At 61.2% G+C, this 17,514-nt stretch carries 15 protein-coding genes and 1 pseudogene; all 16 read left to right on the top strand.

All coding sequences use genetic code 11. The features are described from left to right. Nucleotides 1-65 precede the first annotated feature (65 nt). The 16 genes and pseudogenes from N1937_RS07390 (at nucleotide 66) to N1937_RS07465 (ending at nucleotide 17,513) form a co-directional block, all read left to right on the top strand. Nucleotides 66-390, top strand: a pseudogene (locus N1937_RS07390) (four helix bundle protein). Between the two features lie 79 nt (nucleotides 391-469). Next, nucleotides 470-1,660 (top strand): NADH-quinone oxidoreductase subunit D, encoded by a 1,191-nt coding sequence (locus N1937_RS07395; protein ID WP_017963849.1) that lies wholly within the window; start codon nucleotides 470-472, stop codon nucleotides 1,658-1,660. After that, on the top strand, nucleotides 1,660-1,929 hold the full coding sequence (locus N1937_RS07400; protein WP_017963850.1) for a hypothetical protein: 270 nt from the start codon (nucleotides 1,660-1,662) through the stop codon (nucleotides 1,927-1,929). Before N1937_RS07395 ends, N1937_RS07400 begins: the two co-directional genes overlap by 1 nt. Nucleotides 1,930-1,945: 16 nt before the next feature. Next, complete coding sequence (locus tag N1937_RS07405; protein ID WP_260058111.1) at nucleotides 1,946-3,112, top strand: NADH-quinone oxidoreductase subunit E; 1,167 nt, start codon at nucleotides 1,946-1,948, stop codon at nucleotides 3,110-3,112. A gap of 10 nt (nucleotides 3,113-3,122) precedes the next feature. Then, complete coding sequence (gene nuoF, locus N1937_RS07410) at nucleotides 3,123-4,427, top strand: NADH-quinone oxidoreductase subunit NuoF (protein WP_003558451.1); 1,305 nt, start codon at nucleotides 3,123-3,125, stop codon at nucleotides 4,425-4,427. Between the two features lie 2 nt (nucleotides 4,428-4,429). Next, nucleotides 4,430-5,098, top strand: coding sequence for a 5' DNA nuclease (locus tag N1937_RS07415; protein WP_017963852.1), 669 nt, complete (start codon nucleotides 4,430-4,432; stop codon nucleotides 5,096-5,098). A 218-nt stretch (nucleotides 5,099-5,316) separates the two neighbouring features. Continuing rightward, complete coding sequence (gene nuoG, locus N1937_RS07420; protein ID WP_017963853.1) at nucleotides 5,317-7,398, top strand: NADH-quinone oxidoreductase subunit NuoG; 2,082 nt, start codon at nucleotides 5,317-5,319, stop codon at nucleotides 7,396-7,398. Nucleotides 7,399-7,410: 12 nt separating this feature from the next. Continuing rightward, entirely contained in the window at nucleotides 7,411-8,454 is a 1,044-nt protein-coding gene (gene nuoH, locus N1937_RS07425; protein WP_017963854.1) for an NADH-quinone oxidoreductase subunit NuoH, read from the top strand. A 40-nt stretch (nucleotides 8,455-8,494) separates the two neighbouring features. Further along, on the top strand, nucleotides 8,495-8,986 hold the full coding sequence (gene nuoI, locus N1937_RS07430; RefSeq protein ID WP_017963855.1) for an NADH-quinone oxidoreductase subunit NuoI: 492 nt from the start codon (nucleotides 8,495-8,497) through the stop codon (nucleotides 8,984-8,986). Between the two features lie 145 nt (nucleotides 8,987-9,131). Next, entirely contained in the window at nucleotides 9,132-9,746 is a 615-nt protein-coding gene (locus N1937_RS07435) for an NADH-quinone oxidoreductase subunit J (protein ID WP_170280135.1), read from the top strand. 23 nt (nucleotides 9,747-9,769) lie between these two features. Beyond that, entirely contained in the window at nucleotides 9,770-10,078 is a 309-nt protein-coding gene (nuoK, locus tag N1937_RS07440) for an NADH-quinone oxidoreductase subunit NuoK (protein ID WP_017963857.1), read from the top strand. Nucleotides 10,079-10,085: 7 nt separating this feature from the next. After that, nucleotides 10,086-12,086, top strand: a complete 2,001-nt coding sequence (nuoL, locus tag N1937_RS07445; RefSeq protein ID WP_260058114.1) for an NADH-quinone oxidoreductase subunit L — start codon at nucleotides 10,086-10,088, stop codon at nucleotides 12,084-12,086. Further along, nucleotides 12,086-13,597, top strand: a complete 1,512-nt coding sequence (locus N1937_RS07450; protein WP_017963859.1) for an NADH-quinone oxidoreductase subunit M — start codon at nucleotides 12,086-12,088, stop codon at nucleotides 13,595-13,597. Before nuoL ends, N1937_RS07450 begins: the two co-directional genes overlap by 1 nt. Before the next feature lie 18 nt (nucleotides 13,598-13,615). Continuing rightward, a complete protein-coding gene (gene nuoN / locus N1937_RS07455; RefSeq protein ID WP_018484027.1) occupies nucleotides 13,616-15,061 on the top strand; it encodes an NADH-quinone oxidoreductase subunit NuoN in 1,446 nt (481 codons plus the stop codon). Then, nucleotides 15,061-15,825 carry a biotin--[acetyl-CoA-carboxylase] ligase gene (locus tag N1937_RS07460; RefSeq protein ID WP_260058115.1) on the top strand — a complete coding sequence of 255 codons (765 nt, stop codon included), beginning with the start codon at nucleotides 15,061-15,063 and terminating at the stop codon, nucleotides 15,823-15,825. Before nuoN ends, N1937_RS07460 begins: the two co-directional genes overlap by 1 nt. Before the next feature lie 17 nt (nucleotides 15,826-15,842). Continuing rightward, nucleotides 15,843-17,513, top strand: a complete 1,671-nt coding sequence (locus tag N1937_RS07465) for a ribonuclease J (protein WP_260058116.1) — start codon at nucleotides 15,843-15,845, stop codon at nucleotides 17,511-17,513. Nucleotide 17,514: the final 1 nt, after the last annotated feature.

Below are 17,514 nucleotides of genomic sequence, written 5' to 3' on the forward strand. Positions count from 1 at the left end.
AATAGCGAATAGTTGGAAGGGGCGGGCAGACGATAAACTCCTACAAGGATCTTAAGGTCTGGCAGATTGCGATCGATCTCGCGGTGGATTGTTATCAACTGACCAGAATATTTCCCAGGGAGGAGGTTTACGGTCTGACAGCTCAGATACGCAGGGCGGCGAGTTCGATCGCAGCCAATATTGCTGAAGGACACGGACGTGAGGTCACGGGAAGTTTCATTCAGTTTCTGCGTATCTCTCAAGGTTCGTTGAAGGAATTGGAAACGCATATGCTCATTTCTCATCGCATCGGCCTGATCGACGAGAGTGAGTTTAGGTAGATGACCGGAAAGTGCGACGAGATCGGACGAATGATTCGGGGCGCTGATACGGAGTCTCCAGGAGAAGTAATGAGACCGAACGAAACTATTCGCTATTCGCCATTCGCTATTCGCTTGATTGGCAACGCGTTTGGCATGGAGCACGCAGCATGACCGAACATAACGTCCGCAACTTCAACATCAACTTCGGACCGCAGCATCCGGCGGCGCACGGCGTTCTTCGTCTTGTCCTGGAGCTTGACGGCGAAATTGTGGAGCGTGTCGATCCGCATATCGGCCTTTTGCATCGCGGCACCGAGAAGCTGATCGAGACCAAGACTTATCTTCAGGCCGTGCCCTATTTCGATCGGCTCGATTACGTCGCGCCGATGAACCAGGAACATGCCTATGCGATGGCTGTCGAAAAGCTGCTCGGCATCGAGATCCCGATTCGCGGCCAGCTGATCCGCGTTCTCTATTCGGAAATCGGCCGCATCCTCTCGCACCTTCTGAACGTCACGACGCAGGCCATGGACGTTGGCGCGCTGACGCCGCCGCTCTGGGGCTTCGAAGAGCGTGAAAAGCTGATGGTGTTCTACGAGCGCGCCAGCGGCTCACGCATGCACGCCGCCTATTTCCGTCCAGGCGGCGTCCACCAGGATCTGCCCGAACAGCTTGTGCAGGATATCGGTAACTGGTGCGACCCGTTCCTGAAGGCGCTCGACGACATCGACAACCTATTGACCGGCAACCGCATCTTCAAGCAGCGCAACGTCGATATCGGCGTCGTCTCGCTGCAGGAATGCTGGGCCTGGGGCTTCTCCGGCGTCATGGTGCGTGGTTCGGGTGCGGCCTGGGATCTGCGTCGCGCCCAGCCCTATGAATGTTATTCCGATCTCGAATTCGACATCCCGATCGGCAAGAATGGCGACAACTACGACCGATATCTGATCCGCATGATCGAGATGCGCGAATCGGTCCGCATCATGAAGCAATGCGTCAACCGCCTGCTCTCGGATGCGAAGACCGGTCCCTTCTCGTCGATCGACGGCAAGGTCGTACCGCCGAAGCGCGGCGAGATGAAGCGCTCGATGGAAGCGCTAATCCACCACTTCAAACTCTATACCGAAGGCTACCATGTGCCGGCCGGCGAGGTTTATGCCGCCGTCGAGGCGCCGAAAGGTGAGTTCGGCGTCTATCTCGTCTCCGACGGCACCAACAAGCCCTATCGCTGCAAGATCCGCGCGCCGGGTTACGCCCATCTGCAGGCGATGGACTTCATGTGCCGCGGTCACCAGCTTGCCGACGTCGCGGCCGTGCTCGGCTCGCTCGACATCGTCTTCGGCGAGGTGGACCGCTGATGCAGCTTCTGCTGGCCATCGCAATTCTTCTTTCGGCATCCGGGGTTTCGGCTCAGGACTCCGATAGTCTCGGCACGCCGCTGGGCCGTAAGGAAGAGACGCCGCCGGCGCAGCAATCGTCCATGGGCGAGCTTTTGTCCAAGGGCTATCAGATCAAGGCTGCCATTCCGAACGGCAGCAAATTCGTAGTGTTTTTGCAAAAAGACCAGTCGGCCTATGCCTGCGAAATGCAGTCTTTGACCGCTTCGCGGTGTGGAACCCTAAACTGACAAGGCGTGAGGAAGAATGTCCGTTCGTCGATTAGCCGAAGATCAATTCCAGCCTGCCGCATTCGCATTCAGCGATGAGAACGCGGTCTGGGCGGACAAGACGATCCAGAAATACCCCGCCGGCCGCCAGCAATCGGCGGTCATTCCGCTGTTGATGCGGGCGCAGGAGCAGGACGGCTGGGTCACGCGCGCGGCGATCGAAAAGATCGCCGACATGCTCGACATGGCCTATATAAGAGTGCTCGAGGTCGCGACCTTCTATACGCAGTTCCAGCTGCATCCGGTCGGCACGCGCGCCCATGTCCAGGTGTGCGGCACGACGCCCTGCATGCTGCGCGGCTCCGAAGCGCTGATGTCGGTCTGCAAGAGCAAGATCCATGCCCATGCCTTCGAGCGCAATGCCGAAGGCACGCTGTCCTGGGAAGAGGTCGAATGTCTCGGGGCCTGCGTCAACGCGCCGATGGTGATGATCGGCAAGGACACCTATGAAGACCTGACGCCCGAGCGTCTCGAAGAGATCATCGACATCTTTGCCGCCGGCAATGGCGCCAGCATCAAGCCCGGCACCCAGATCGATCGGGTGTTTTCGGCGCCCGAAGGCGGCCTGACCTCGCTGACGACCGAAGAGCCGAAGGCAAGGACGCGCGCCAAGAAGGCCGACGTCGAAACCGTGTCGGCTCCGGTCGACCGCGCTCCCGTTCCGCCCTCCGAGGCCGGCCGCGCGAAAAGCACCGATGCCGAAACCAATGCCGCCCTGAAGACGCCGGCAACGGCGCCGAAGGCGGCTGCGAAAAACTCAAAGGCAGCCGAGCAGCAGCCGATATCGGGCACTGGGGCTGCCGAACCGGCGCCGAAAGCTGCCGTCAAAGCGGAAGCTCCCCCCGCGGCAAAGCCCGCTCTGACCGACAAGAATCGGCCGGCCGGCATCGAAAAGCCCGCCGCACCGGATGATTTGAAGATGATCTCGGGTGTCGGCCCGAAGATCGAGGCGACGTTGAACGAAATCGGCATCTTCACCTTCGCGCAGGTCGCAGGCTGGAAGAAGGCCGAACGCGAATGGGTCGACGGCTATCTGAATTTCCGCGGCCGCATCGAGCGCGACGACTGGGTCAAGCAGGCCAAGGCGCTCGCCAAGGGCGGGGAAGCGGAATATATCAAGGTCTTCGGCAAGAAGCCGCGGTAAGAGGTGAAGCATGTTACAAGATAAAGACCGCATCTTTACCAACATCTACGGCCTCAAGGACAAATCCCTGAAGGGCGCGATGAGCCGCGGCCATTGGGACGGCACCAAGCAGATCCTCGAAAAGGGTCGCGACTGGATCATCAACGAGATGAAGGCGTCAGGCCTTCGCGGTCGTGGCGGCGCCGGTTTCCCCACAGGCCTCAAATGGTCCTTCATGCCGAAAGAAAGCGACGGCCGCCCGCACTACCTCGTGGTCAACGCCGACGAGTCCGAGCCCGGCACCTGCAAAGACCGCGACATCATGCGCCACGATCCGCATACGCTGATCGAAGGCTGCGTCGTTGCGAGCTTCGCGATGGGCGCCAATGCGGCCTATATCTATGTGCGTGGCGAATATATCCGCGAGCGTGAAGCGCTGCAGGCGGCGATCGACGAATGCTATGATTATGGCCTGCTCGGCAAGAACAACAAGCTCGGCTGGGACATGGATATCTTCGTCCATCACGGCGCCGGCGCCTATATCTGCGGCGAAGAAACCGCGCTGCTTGAAAGCCTCGAAGGCAAGAAGGGCCAGCCGCGCCTGAAGCCGCCGTTCCCGGCCAATATGGGCCTCTACGGCTGCCCGACGACGGTCAACAATGTCGAATCGATCGCTGTCGCGCCGACGATCCTGCGCCGCGGCGCCGGCTGGTTCTCGGCCATCGGCCGTCCGAACAATGTCGGCACCAAGCTGTTCATGCTCTCCGGCCACGTCAACAAGCCGTGCACGGTCGAAGAGGAAATGGGCATCACCTTCCGCGAACTGGTCGACCGCCATGCCGGCGGCATCCGCGGCGGCTGGGACAACCTGCTCGCCGTCATTCCGGGCGGCGCATCCTGCCCGATCGTTCCGGCCAAGGACATCATCGACTGCCCGATGGATTTCGACGGCCTGCGCGGCGTCGGCTCTTCCTTCGGTACGGCCGCCGCGATCGTCATGGATAAGTCCACCGACGTCATCAAGGCGATCGCCCGTATCTCCGCCTTCTTCAAGCATGAGAGCTGCGGCCAGTGCACGCCCTGCCGCGAAGGCACCGGCTGGATGTGGCGCGTGATGGAGCGCATGGCCAAGGGCAATGCCCAGAAGCGCGAAATCGACATGCTGTTCCAGGTGACGAAGCAGATTGAAGGCCACACTATCTGTGCGCTGGGCGATGCCGCCGCATGGCCGGTGCAGGGTCTGATCCGTAACTTCCGTCCCGAGATCGAAAAGCGTATCGACCAGTATACGGCAAGCGCGCTTGATCACGGTGCGGTTCTGGAGGCGGCTGAATAATCATGGCGGACAACGCATCCAAGGATGGGAAGAAGGAAGAAGTCGCCGATTTCGCGGCCGGTTTCGGCCGTCTAGCCGCCGAGATGCTGGAAAATGCACGGGCGATGCCGGTGCATCCGCTGATGGCGCAGCCCGCGGCAGCCTTTGCCGCCGCAACGGCGATCGGATTCGGTATCTCGACCCAGATGGCCGGCGCTTTCTTCGGTGCCTGGCACAGCGCCCTGGAAACCACCGGCAAGGTCGCGGCCGCACTCGATGACACGCCGCCAGACGAGCCGATGCCCGATGTCGATATCCGGCCGGAGAATATTCGCTCGCAGGTCAAGGCTTTCACCAAGCCGCCGGCCGAGAAGAAGGCAAAGCCGACACTGACTGTTGTCAGGTCGATCAGCGCGCCGATATCCGTCAGCCAGCCAAAGCCGGCAGTGAAGGCAAAACCGGTTGCGCGGGCAGGAAAGGCAGACGATCTCAAGCTGATCGCCGGAATCGGCCCGAAGCTGGAGCAGGTGCTGAACGCCAAGGGCATTCGTAGCTTCGCCGAGATTGCCGCCTGGACCGACGAGGAAATCGCCCGGCTCGACGTCGAACTCGGCTTCAACGGCCGCATCGGCCGTGACGACTGGACCGGTCAAGCAAAAGTTCTGGCAGGGCGGGGCCGCAGGAAGAAATGAACTGTCCGGCCGTGTCGATCGGCCGGAAAGATGGGCAGGTCGGCGGACGGGCGGGGGCCTCAAGATGCCGGTGCGGGTTCCGGATCTGGAACGCGCGACAGAGAATTTGAGCGACATCAGCTGCCGGCAGGACGAAAGATCCGGCTTGGCAATGAGAGTGCTGCAAAAATAGGTTTGTTTGCCGTCATCAGGCAAACGGGAAACAGGACTGAGCGACGATGGCAAAACTGAAGATTGACGGCAACGAGATCGAAGTTCCGGATCATTACACGCTATTGCAGGCGTGCGAGGATGCTGGTGCCGAGGTTCCGCGCTTCTGCTTCCATGAGCGCCTGTCGGTTGCCGGCAACTGCCGCATGTGCCTTGTCGAGGTGAAGGGCGGCCCGCCGAAGCCGCAGGCTTCCTGCGCCATGAGCGTGCGCGATATCCGCGGCGGCCCGAACGGCGAACTGCCCGAGGTTTTCACAAACACCCCGATGGTCAAGAAGGCCCGCGAAGGTGTGATGGAATTCCTGCTGATCAACCATCCACTGGATTGCCCGATCTGCGACCAGGGCGGCGAATGCGACCTGCAAGACCAGGCGATGGCCTTCGGCATCGACACCTCGCGCTATCAGGAAGACAAGCGCGCCGTCGAGGACAAGTATATCGGCCCGCTCGTCAAGACGGTAATGAACCGCTGCATCCACTGCACGCGCTGCGTCCGCTTCACCACCGAGGTCGCCGGCATTTCCGAACTCGGCCTGATCGGCCGCGGCGAGGATGCAGAGATCACCACCTATCTCGAACAGGCGATGACCTCCGAGCTGCAGGGCAACGTCGTCGACCTTTGCCCGGTCGGCGCGCTCACCTCGAAGCCCTTCGCCTTCACCGCACGCCCGTGGGAGCTGAACAAGACCGAATCGATCGACGTCATGGATGCCGTCGGTTCGGCCATCCGCGTCGACACCCGCGGCCGCGAAGTCATGCGCATCCTGCCGCGCGTCAATGAGGCGATCAACGAGGAGTGGATTTCCGACAAGAGCCGCTTCATCTGGGACGGCCTGAAGACCCAGCGCCTCGACCGGCCCTATGTTCGCCGCGACGGCCGCCTGCAGCCTGCCACTTGGGCCGAAGCCTTCGGCGCCATCAAGGCCGCCGTCGGCGCCACCTCGGGCGACAAGATCGGCGCGATATCAGGCGACCTCGCTTCCGTCGAGGAAATGTATGCGCTCTCCGAACTGGTGAAGTCGCTGGGGTCGGCCAATCTCGACTGTCGCCAGGATGGGGCGGCACTCGATCCGTCGCTCGGCCGTGCAAGCTATCTCTTCAACCCGACCATATCCGGCATCGACCAGGCCGATGCGCTATTGATCATCGGCGCCAATCCGCGCTTCGAGGCGGCCATCCTCAACGCCCGCATCCGCAAGCGCTGGCGCCGCGGCAAGTTCCCGATCGGCGTGATCGGCGAGCGTGCTGAACTGCGCTACAGCTATGATTACCTCGGCGGCGGTCCCGACACGCTGAAGGATCTGGTCGACGGCACCCACGCCTTCGCGGACGTGCTGAAGAACGCCGCCAAGCCGATGATCATCATCGGCCAGGGCGCGCTGTCGCGCACCGATGGCCCCGGCGTTCTCGCCAGTGCTGCCAAGCTCGCCGGCTCGGTCGGCGCGGTCGTCGAAGGCTGGAACGGCTTTGCCGTCCTCCATACTGCTGCCGCGCGTGTCGGCGGCCTCGATCTCGGCTTCGTGCCGGGCGCCAAGGGTGTCAATGCCGCCGAGATGCTGACGGCGATGGACGTGCTCTTCCTGCTCGGCGCCGACGAGCTCGACTTCACCGCCAAGAAGGCCAAGCTCACCATCTATATCGGCTCGCATGGTGATAATGGCGCGCATCATGCCGACGTCATCCTGCCGGCGGCAGCCTATACCGAAAAGTCCGGCACCTGGGTCAATACCGAAGGCCGCGTCCAGATGGGCAACCGCGCAGGTTTTGCGCCGGGTGACGCCCGCGAGGACTGGGCGATCATCCGTGCCCTTTCCGATGTGCTCGGCAAGAAGCTTCCCTTCGATTCGCTCAGCGAATTGCGTGTCCGGCTCTATACCGCTTTCCCGCATTTCGCCGCCATCGACGAGATCGCCGAAACCAATAGCGCCCAAATTGCCGCAGTTGCGAAAAAAGCCGGCAAGATGAACAAATCCGGGTTTGCGTCGCCGGTGAAAGACTTCTATTTGACGAACCCGATAGCGCGTGCCTCGGCTGTCATGGCGGAGTGCTCGGCATTGGCCCGCAACAACTTCAAAGTCGCGGCAGAGTAAGGGCAGGGGACTATGGATTCTTTCTTTTCAAGCTATGTCTTGCCGACGATCATCATGGTCGGCCAGTCGCTGCTGCTTCTCGTCTGCCTGCTCGTCTTCATCGCCTATGTGCTCCTCGCCGACCGCAAGATCTGGGCGGCCGTTCAGCTGCGCCGCGGCCCGAACGTCGTCGGTCCCTTCGGCCTGTTCCAGTCCTTCGCCGACCTTTTGAAGTTCGTCTTCAAGGAGCCGATCATTCCGGCCGGCGCCAACAAGGCGGTCTTCCTGCTTGCTCCGCTGGTGACGGTGCTTCTGGCTCTGTCCACCTGGGCGGTGGTGCCGCTGGCCGACGGATGGGTGATCGCCAACATCAATGTCGGCATCCTCTATATTTTCGCGATCTCTTCGCTTGAGGTTTACGGCATCATCATGGGCGGCTGGGCTTCGAACTCGAAGTATCCGTTCCTCGGCGCGCTGCGCTCGGCGGCACAGATGGTGTCCTATGAAGTCTCGATCGGCTTCGTCATCGTCACCGTGCTTCTCTGCGTCGGCTCGCTGAACCTGACCGATATCGTCAATGCGCAGCATACCGGCCTCGGCACCATGCTCGGCCTGCCGGCGTCGTTCCTCGACTGGCACTGGCTGTCGCTCTTCCCGATGTTCATCATCTTCTTCATCTCGGCACTTGCCGAGACAAACCGCCCGCCCTTCGATCTTCCGGAAGCCGAATCGGAACTCGTCGCCGGCTTCATGGTCGAATACGGCTCGTCGCCATACATGATGTTCATGCTCGGCGAATATGCGGCGGTCTGCCTGATGTGCGCGCTGACGACGATCCTCTTCCTTGGCGGCTGGCTGCCCCCGGTTGATATCTGGATCCTCAACTGGGTCCCAGGCATCATCTGGTTCACGCTGAAGGCCTGCCTGGTGTTCTTCATGTTCGCGATGGTCAAGGCCTTCGTTCCGCGCTACCGCTACGACCAGCTCATGCGCCTCGGCTGGAAGGTCTTCCTGCCGCTGTCGCTCGCCATGGTCGTCATCGTTGCATTCGTGCTGAAACTGATGGGTTGGGCATGATGGTGCCCGCTCTCGTTTCCGGCAAAATTGGAGGTTGAAGATGGCAAGCATGTCCGGCTCCATCAGCTCGCTGTTTCTCAAGGAATTCGTCGGCGCGTTCTTTCTGTCGATGCGCTATTTCTTCCGCCAGAAGGCGACGATCAACTATCCCTTCGAAAAGGGCCCAGTTTCCCCGCGTTTCCGCGGCGAGCATGCGCTGCGCCGTTATCCGAACGGCGAGGAACGCTGCATCGCCTGCAAGCTTTGCGAGGCGATCTGTCCTGCCCAGGCAATCACCATCGAGGCGGGGCCGCGCCGCAATGACGGCACGCGCCGCACGGTCCGTTATGACATCGACATGGTGAAGTGCATCTATTGCGGCTTCTGCCAGGAAGCCTGCCCGGTCGATGCGATTGTCGAAGGCCCGAATTTCGAATTTGCGACGGAAACCCGCGAAGAGCTCTATTTCGACAAGGCGCGGCTTCTGGACAACGGAGACCGGTGGGAGCGCGAAATCGCCCGCAACATCGCGATCGACTCGCCGTACCGCTGATTGAGATTTTGAAATGCCGCGATGGAGCTTATGCGCTCCTGTCGTGGTCAAACATGCACAGGAGCTTTGCCGGTTAGCACCAGCGAAAGCTCCATCGGGCAGGGAAACTCCCGGCTGCCCGGGGGAAGATGAAAAAGGCACCAACATGGGTCTGCAGGCTCTATTTTTCTATCTTTTCGCCTTTGTCGCGGTGGCGTCGGCGTTCATGGTCATCTGGGCGAAGAACCCGGTTCACTCGGTTCTCTTCCTGATCCTGGTGTTCTTCAACGCGGCCGGCCTCTTCCTGCTGGCCGGTGCCGAATTCCTGGCGATGATCCTGCTCGTCGTCTATGTCGGCGCCGTCGCCGTTCTCTTCCTCTTCGTGGTGATGATGCTCGATATCGACTTCACCGAACTGAGGGCCGGCGTTCTCGATTATGCGCCGATCGGCGGGTTGATCGGGGTGATCCTGGCGGCCGAACTGATCGTCGTCATCGGCGGCAGCGTCATCTCGCCTGAGATCGCCAAATCAGTCGCCATGCCGATCCCGGCACTCACCGAGCGCACCAATACCGCCGCTCTCGGCGACGTGCTCTACACCAACTACATCTATTTCTTCCAGATCGCCGGTCTGGTGCTCCTGGTCGCGATGATCGGCGCGATCGTGCTGACGTTGAGACACCGCACCAACATCAAGCGGCAGAATATTCCGAGGCAAGTTGCCCGCACGCCCGCCACCGCCGTCGAGGTTGTTTCGGTCAAGCCCGGGCAGGGCGTCTAAAGGCAGGTCAAGGAACAAAGAACATGATCATCGGACTTTCCCACTACCTGACGGTCAGCGCCATCCTCTTCACGCTCGGCGTCTTCGGCATCTTCCTGAACCGGAAGAACGTTATCGTCATCCTGATGTCGATCGAACTGATCCTGCTTGCCGTCAACATCAACATGGTCGCCTTCTCCCACTTCCTGAACGACATCGTCGGCCAGGTCTTCGCGCTGTTCATCCTGACAGTCGCGGCTGCCGAAGCGGCGATCGGTCTTGCAATTCTCGTTGTCTTCTACCGCAACCGCGGCTCGATCGCGGTCGAAGACGTCAATATGATGAAGGGCTGAGTGGCTCATGTTCCTCTATAAGGCTATCGTCTTTCTTCCCTTGATCGGTGCGATCGTCGCCGGCCTGTTCGGCCGCGCGATCGGCGCCAAGGCTTCGGAATATGTCACCAGCGGCCTGATGATCATCGCCGCCATCCTGTCCTGGGTCGTCTTCTTCACCGTTGGCATGGGTCATGCCGAAGGCGGCCCGATCAAGGTCGAGGTGCTGCGCTGGATCCAGTCCGGCGGCATCGACGTCTCCTGGTCGCTGCGTGTGGATACGCTGACGTCAGTCATGCTGATCGTCGTCAACACGGTTTCGACGCTGGTGCACGTCTATTCGATCGGCTACATGCATACCGATCCGCATCGTCCGCGCTTCTTCGCCTATCTCTCGCTCTTCACCTTCGCCATGCTGATGCTGGTGACCGCTGACAATCTCGCCCAGATGTTCTTCGGCTGGGAAGGCGTCGGTCTCGCCTCCTATCTGCTGATCGGCTTCTGGTTCAAGAAGCCGTCGGCGACGGCTGCGGCGATGAAGGCCTTCATCGTCAACCGCGTCGGCGACTTCGGCTTCGTGCTCGGCATTGCCGGCGTCTTCGTGCTGTTCGGCTCGATCAACCTCGACACGATCTTCGCCAATGCCTCGAATTTCGCCCCGCATGAAGGCGGCGGCGAAGCGGGTGAGGTGATCCTCAATCTCTTCGGCATGCAACTCGACAAGGCGCATGCACTGACCGGCATCTGCCTGCTGCTCTTCATGGGCGCGATGGGCAAGTCGGCGCAGTTCCTGCTGCACACCTGGCTGCCGGACGCGATGGAAGGCCCGACTCCGGTCTCGGCCCTTATCCATGCCGCCACCATGGTCACCGCCGGCGTCTTTCTCGTCGCCCGCATGTCGCCGCTTTTCGAACTGTCGCCGGATGCGCTGGTTGTCGTCACCGTCATCGGCGCGATCACCGCCTTCTTTGCGGCAACCGTCGCTCTCGTGCAGAACGACATCAAGCGTGTCATCGCCTATTCCACCTGCTCGCAGCTCGGCTATATGTTCGTGGCACTGGGAGCCGGAGCCTATGGCGCAGCGATCTTCCATCTCTTCACGCACGCCTTCTTCAAGGCGCTACTCTTCCTCTGCGCCGGCTCGGTTATCCATGCCGTCGATGGCGAGCAAGACATGCGCTACATGGGCGGCCTGTGGCCGCATATTAAAGTTACCGCCGTGCTGATGATCATCGGCACGCTGGCAATCACCGGTTTTGGCATTCCCTTCACGCCGATCGGTTTTGCCGGATTCTTCTCCAAGGACGTGATCATCGAGGCGACCTATGCATCGCATTCGCCGGTCGCGGGCTTCGCCTTCGCGTTGCTGGTCATCGCGGCTCTCTTTACGAGCTTCTATTCCTGGCGCCTGATTTTCATGACCTTCTTCGGCAAGCCGCGCGCCTCGCACGAGGTGATGCACCACGTCCACGAGTCGCCGCAGGTCATGCTGGTGCCGCTCTATCTTCTGGCGATCGGCGCGGTAGTTGCCGGCGTGATCTTCGAAGGCCGGTTCTACGGCGAGGAATATGCCGAGTTCTGGAAGGGGGCGCTCTTCACAGGCGCAGAGAACGAACTCGTCGAAGAGTTCCACCATGTTCCGGCGCTCGTCGGCTTGAGCCCCTTCATCGCCATGGTTCTCGGCTTCGTCACCGCCTGGTACATGTATATCCGCTCGCCGCAGACGCCGCGCATCCTCGCGCAGCAGCACCGCGTGCTCTACCAGTTCCTGTTGAACAAGTGGTATTTCGACGAACTCTATGATTTCCTCTTCGTCCGCTCCGCCAAGGCGCTCGGTCGCTTCCTGTGGAAGAAGGGGGATGTCGGCGTCATCGACACCTACGGCCCGAACGGCGTCGCCGCTCGCGTTGTCGCCGTCACCGATCGCGTGGTTCGCCTGCAGACCGGTTACCTCTATCACTACGCCTTCGCCATGCTGATCGGCATTGCGGCGCTCGTTACCTGGATGATGCTCGGGAGTTCCTTCTGATGACCGATTGGCCTATTCTTTCAACGGTCACCTTCCTGCCGCTGGTCGGCGTGGTGCTCCTGCTATTGATGAACGGCGAGAGCGAAAGCGGTCGCAAGAACGTGCTGTGGATCTCGCTGATCACCACCGTCTTCACCTTCGTCGTTTCGCTCTTCGTCTGGACCAGGTTCGACAATGCCAATCCAGGCTTCCAGATGCTCGAGAAGCATGACTGGCTCGGCACCGGCATCGGCTACCACCTCGGCGTCGACGGCATCTCGATGCTGTTCGTCATCCTCTCGACCTTCCTCATGCCCTTCTGCGTGCTGGCGAGCTGGCTCTCGATCGAGAAGCGCCTGAAGGAATACATGATCGCCTTCCTCATCCTCGAAACGATGATGGTCGGCGTCTTCGTCTCGCTCGATATCGTGCTGTTCTACGTCTTCTTCGAGGCGGGCCTCATTCCGATGTTCCTGATCATCGGCGTCTGGGGCGGCAAGGACCGCGTCTATGCGAGCTACAAGTTCTTTCTCTATACGCTGCTCGGCTCGGTGCTGATGCTGCTCGCCATCATGGCGATGTACTGGCAGGCTGGCACGACCGATATCACCGCGCTGCTCGACCACAAGTTCCCACCTGCGCTGCAGACCTGGTTATGGCTTGCCTTCTTCGCCTCCTTTGCGGTGAAGATGCCGATGTGGCCGGTCCATACCTGGCTTCCCGATGCCCACGTTCAGGCGCCGACGGCAGGCTCGGTGATCCTGGCCGGCGTGCTGCTGAAGCTCGGCGGCTACGGTCTCATCCGCTTCTCGCTCGGCATGTTCCCGGTCGCGTCCGATTATTTCGCGCCGCTCGTCTTCGCCATGTCCGTCATCGCCATCATCTACACCTCCCTGGTGGCGATGATGCAGGACGATATCAAAAAGCTGATCGCCTATTCCTCCGTGGCCCACATGGGCTACGTCACCATGGGCATCTTTGCCGCCAACATGCAGGGTGTTCAGGGGTCGATCTTCCAGATGCTGTCGCACGGCATCGTCTCCGGCGCGCTCTTCCTCTGCGTCGGCGTGGTCTACGACCGTACCCACACCCGCGAGATCAACGCCTATGGCGGCCTCGTCAACAATATGCCGAAATATGCCGTGGCGATGATGGTCTTCACCATGGCCAATGTCGGGCTTCCCGGCACGTCGGGGTTCATCGGCGAATTCCTGACGCTGATCGGCGTCTTCCGAGTCAACACCTGGGTAGCGCTCTTTGCCGCCACCGGCGTCATCCTCTCAGCCGCCTACGCGCTCTGGCTTTATCGCCGGGTGATCTTCGGCGCGCTGGAGAAGGAAAAGCTGAAGGCGCTGCTCGACCTTTCCAGGCGCGAACAGCTGATCCTCTACCCATTGGTCGCGCTGACCATCTTCTTCGGCGTTTATCCGGCTCCGGTCTTCGATGCGACGGCCGCCTCGGTGGATCTGCTGGTCAACAATTACACGGCCGCCGTGCACGCAGCGCAGAATGTTGCGCTGTCTATGAAATGATGACGGGACTTATTGGACATGACCGCTGAAACAATTCTCCTCAGTCTGCATCTTTCCGCGCCGGAGCTCATCCTCGCGGTCGGCGCCCTTGTCCTGTTGATGGTCGGCGTCTTCTCCGGCGAGCGGTCGGGCCTTGTCGTCACCGGCTTGGCGATCGTCCTGCTCCTGGCCTCCGGCCTGTGGCTGCTCTTCGTGCCGGCAGAAGGCCTTGCCTATGGCGGCGTCTACATGGCCGACGGCTTCTCGCGCTTCATGAAGCTGGTGGCGTTGATCGGTTCGCTGGTCGCCATATTCATGTCGATCGGCCACGCCCGCGAAAATCAGCTCGACAAGTTCGAGTTCCCGGTTCTGCTGGTGCTCGCGACCCTCGGCATCCTGCTGATGATCTCGGCCAACGACCTGATCTCGCTCTATCTCGCGCTGGAACTGCAGTCGCTGGCGCTCTATGTCGTCGCGGCGATCAACCGTGACAGCCTGAAGTCGACCGAAGCCGGCCTGAAATATTTCGTCCTTGGCGCGCTTTCTTCCGGCATGCTGCTCTACGGCATGTCGCTGGTCTATGGCTTCACCGGCCACACCCACTTCTCTGAAATCGCCCAGGCGCTGTCCGTCGAAGGTGCACGTTCGCTCGGCCTGATCTTCGGCCTGGTCTTCATCCTCGCCGGCATCGCCTTCAAGATCTCCGCCGTTCCCTTCCATATGTGGACGCCGGACGTTTATGAAGGCGCGCCGACGCCGGTGACCGCCTTCCTCGCCGCAGCCCCCAAGGTTGCCGCCATGGCGATGATGACCCGCATCGTCATCACCGCCTTCCAGCCGGTTCTGGCGGATTGGCAGCAGGTCGTCGTCTTCATCTCGATCGCCTCGATGCTGCTCGGCTCGTTTGCCGCGATCGGCCAGAAGAACATCAAGCGGCTGATGGCCTATTCCTCGATCGGCCACATGGGTTATGCCCTGGTCGGCCTTGCCGCCGGCAACCAGACCGGCGTCACCGGTGTCATGCTTTACATGGTCATCTACATGGTCATGACGCTCGGCAGCTTTGCGATCATCATGTCAATGCGCCGCAAGGACGGCACCGTCGTCGAAAATGTCGATGATCTCGCCGGCCTCTCCACAACGAACCCGTTCATGGCCGTGGTTCTGACGGCGCTGATGTTCTCGCTTGCCGGCATCCCGCCGCTCGCCGGCTTCTTCGCGAAGTATTTCGTCTTCGTCGCCGCTATCGAAGCCAAGCTCTATGCGCTCGCCATCATCGGCGTTCTCGCCTCGGTCGTCGGCGCTTACTATTATCTGCGTGTCATCAAGCTGATGTGGTTCGATGAGGCCACCGGCGAATTCGCCCGTGTCTCCGGAGCGCTGCGTCTGGTCTTCGGTCTCTCCGGTCTCTTCGTCACCGCCTATGTGCTCATCGGCGGCCCGATCGGCGGCGCTGCAGAGCTTGCCGCCGCGACGCTCTTTTGATGGCTGCCGACGGACGGCGCCGGATATCGCTCGGCGATTTCAGGCACGAGGCTCTGTCGGAAACATCGTCTACCAACAGCGAATGCCTCGCCCGGGCTCGGGCGGGCGATGGCGGCAATCTCTGGGTGACCGCCGAAAAGCAGACGGGCGGCCGCGGCCGCCGCGGCAGGCTCTGGGTTTCGGAGCGCGGCAATCTCTACGCTTCTCTTCTTCTGATCGACCCCGCCCCGATGGAGCGCCTTGGCTCCCTGCCGTTGGCGATCGCCGTTGCCGTGCACCAGGCGATCCGCAGGGTGCTGCCGCTCGGTGCCGAACCGCTCGAGGTCAAATGGCCGAACGATATTCTCATCGGCCGAAAGAAGACCTGCGGCATTCTCGTCGAAGGCGAGGGGCTGCCGGACGGACGTTACGCGCTGATCGTCGGCATCGGCATCAATATCTCTGTGATGCCGGACAATCCGCTCTACCCCGCCACCTGCCTGCGCCAGCAGGGAAGTGCGGCTTCGCCGGAGGAGCTCTTCGCGCATCTCTTCGCCGCCACGGCGGAAGTGCTTGAAATATGGGACCAGGGCCGCGGCATCGGCGAGATCACGGCGCTCTGGCGCGCGATCGCCTGCGGCATCGGCGAAAAGATTACGGTGAATTTGCCGGACCGATCGATTTCCGGACAATTCGGCGGAATTGATGATAATGGCTTGTTGATGCTCGATACCGGCACTGGCAGGATAATGCCCATTGCTGCCGGTGATGTGTTTTTTGGATAGCGGAAAAAACAAAAATTATGGCGAAACAGGACGAACTGGTATTCCTGCCTCTGGGCGGTGTCGGTGAGATTGGCATGAATCTCGCTCTCTATGGCTACGGCCCGCCCGAGCATCGCCAGTGGATCATGGTCGATTGCGGCGTCACTTTTCCGGGGCCGGACCTGCCGGGCGTCGACCTCGTATTGCCCGATATCCGCTTCCTCGCCAGCGAGCGAAAGAACCTCAAGGCGATCATCATCACCCATGCGCATGAAGACCATTATGGTGCGCTCGCCGACCTTTGGCCCGGCCTCAACGTGCCGGTCTATGCCTCTGGTTTTACATCAGGTCTGCTCGAAGCCAAGCGCAATTTCGAGAAGGCCAAGATCGGCGAAGTGCCGGTGACGCCGTTCAAAGCCGGCGATACGATCAATGTCGGCCCCTTCAGCATCGAAGGCGTCGCCGTCAACCATTCGATCCCCGAGCCGATGTCGCTGATGATCCGCACGCCGGTCGGCAATGTCATCCATACCGGTGACTGGAAGATCGACCACGAGCCTTCGCTTGGACCCCTGACCGACGAGACACGTTTCCGCCAGCTCGGCGACGAGGGCGTTCTGGCGCTGATGTGCGATTCCACCAATGCGCTGCGCGACGGCGTCTCGCCCTCCGAAAAGGATGTGTCCGAAAGCCTGCGCAAGATCATCGAGGATGCCGAGGGCAGGGTGGCGATCACCACCTTCTCGTCGAATGTCGGGCGTATCCGCACCGTAGCCGAGGCTGCCGAGGCGGCAGGCCGCGAAGTGCTGCTGCTCGGCAGTTCGCTGAAGCGCGTCGTCGACGTCGCCCAGGATGTCGGCCTGATGGAAGGGGTGAAGCCCTTCATCTCCGAGGAGGAATACGGCTATATCCCGCGTGACAAGGTCGTCGTCATTCTCACCGGCAGCCAGGGCGAGGCGCGGGCAGCTCTTGCCAAGCTCTCCCGCGACGAGATGCGTAATGTGGCCTTTGCGGCGGGCGATATCGTCGTCTTTTCCTCGCGCGCCATTCCCGGCAACGAGAAGGCGATCCAGGACATCAAGAACGGCCTCGTCGAGCAAGGCGTGCACATCATCACGGATACCGAGGCGCTGGTCCACGTTTCCGGCCATCCGCGGCGCAACGAGCTGCAGCGGATGTATGAATGGACGCGGCCGAAGATCGTCGTGCCGGTGCATGGCGAGGCGATACATCTGACGGCCCACAAGGAGCTTGCCGAGCAATCCGGCATCGCGCTGGTGCCGCGGGTGCGCAACGGCGACATCCTGCGGCTGGCGCCCGGTCCGGTCGAGGTGATCGGCGAGGCGCCGCATGGTCGCATCTACAAGGACGGCACGCTGATCGGTGATTTCGACGAGATGGGGATCGGCGAGCGCAAGAAGCTCTCCTATGTCGGCCATGTCGCTGTTAACGTCGTGCTCGACGCCCGCTATGACATCGTCGGCGAACCCGACCTCATTTCGATCGGCCTGCCGACCTACGATGATGAGGGAGAGGATATGGAGGATATGCTCTTCGACGCGGCGGTCAGCGCCATCGAGAGCATTCCGCGCGCCCGCCGCAAGGACATCGACATGCTGCAGGAGGCCGTGCGCCGCGCCATCCGCTCGGCCGCGAACAACATCTGGGGCAAGAAACCTCTTGTCACCGCCTTCGTTACCAAGGTCTGAC

The organism is Rhizobium sp. WSM4643, from assembly GCF_025152745.1.
Taxonomy (GTDB): Bacteria; Pseudomonadota; Alphaproteobacteria; order Rhizobiales; family Rhizobiaceae; genus Rhizobium; species Rhizobium leguminosarum_I.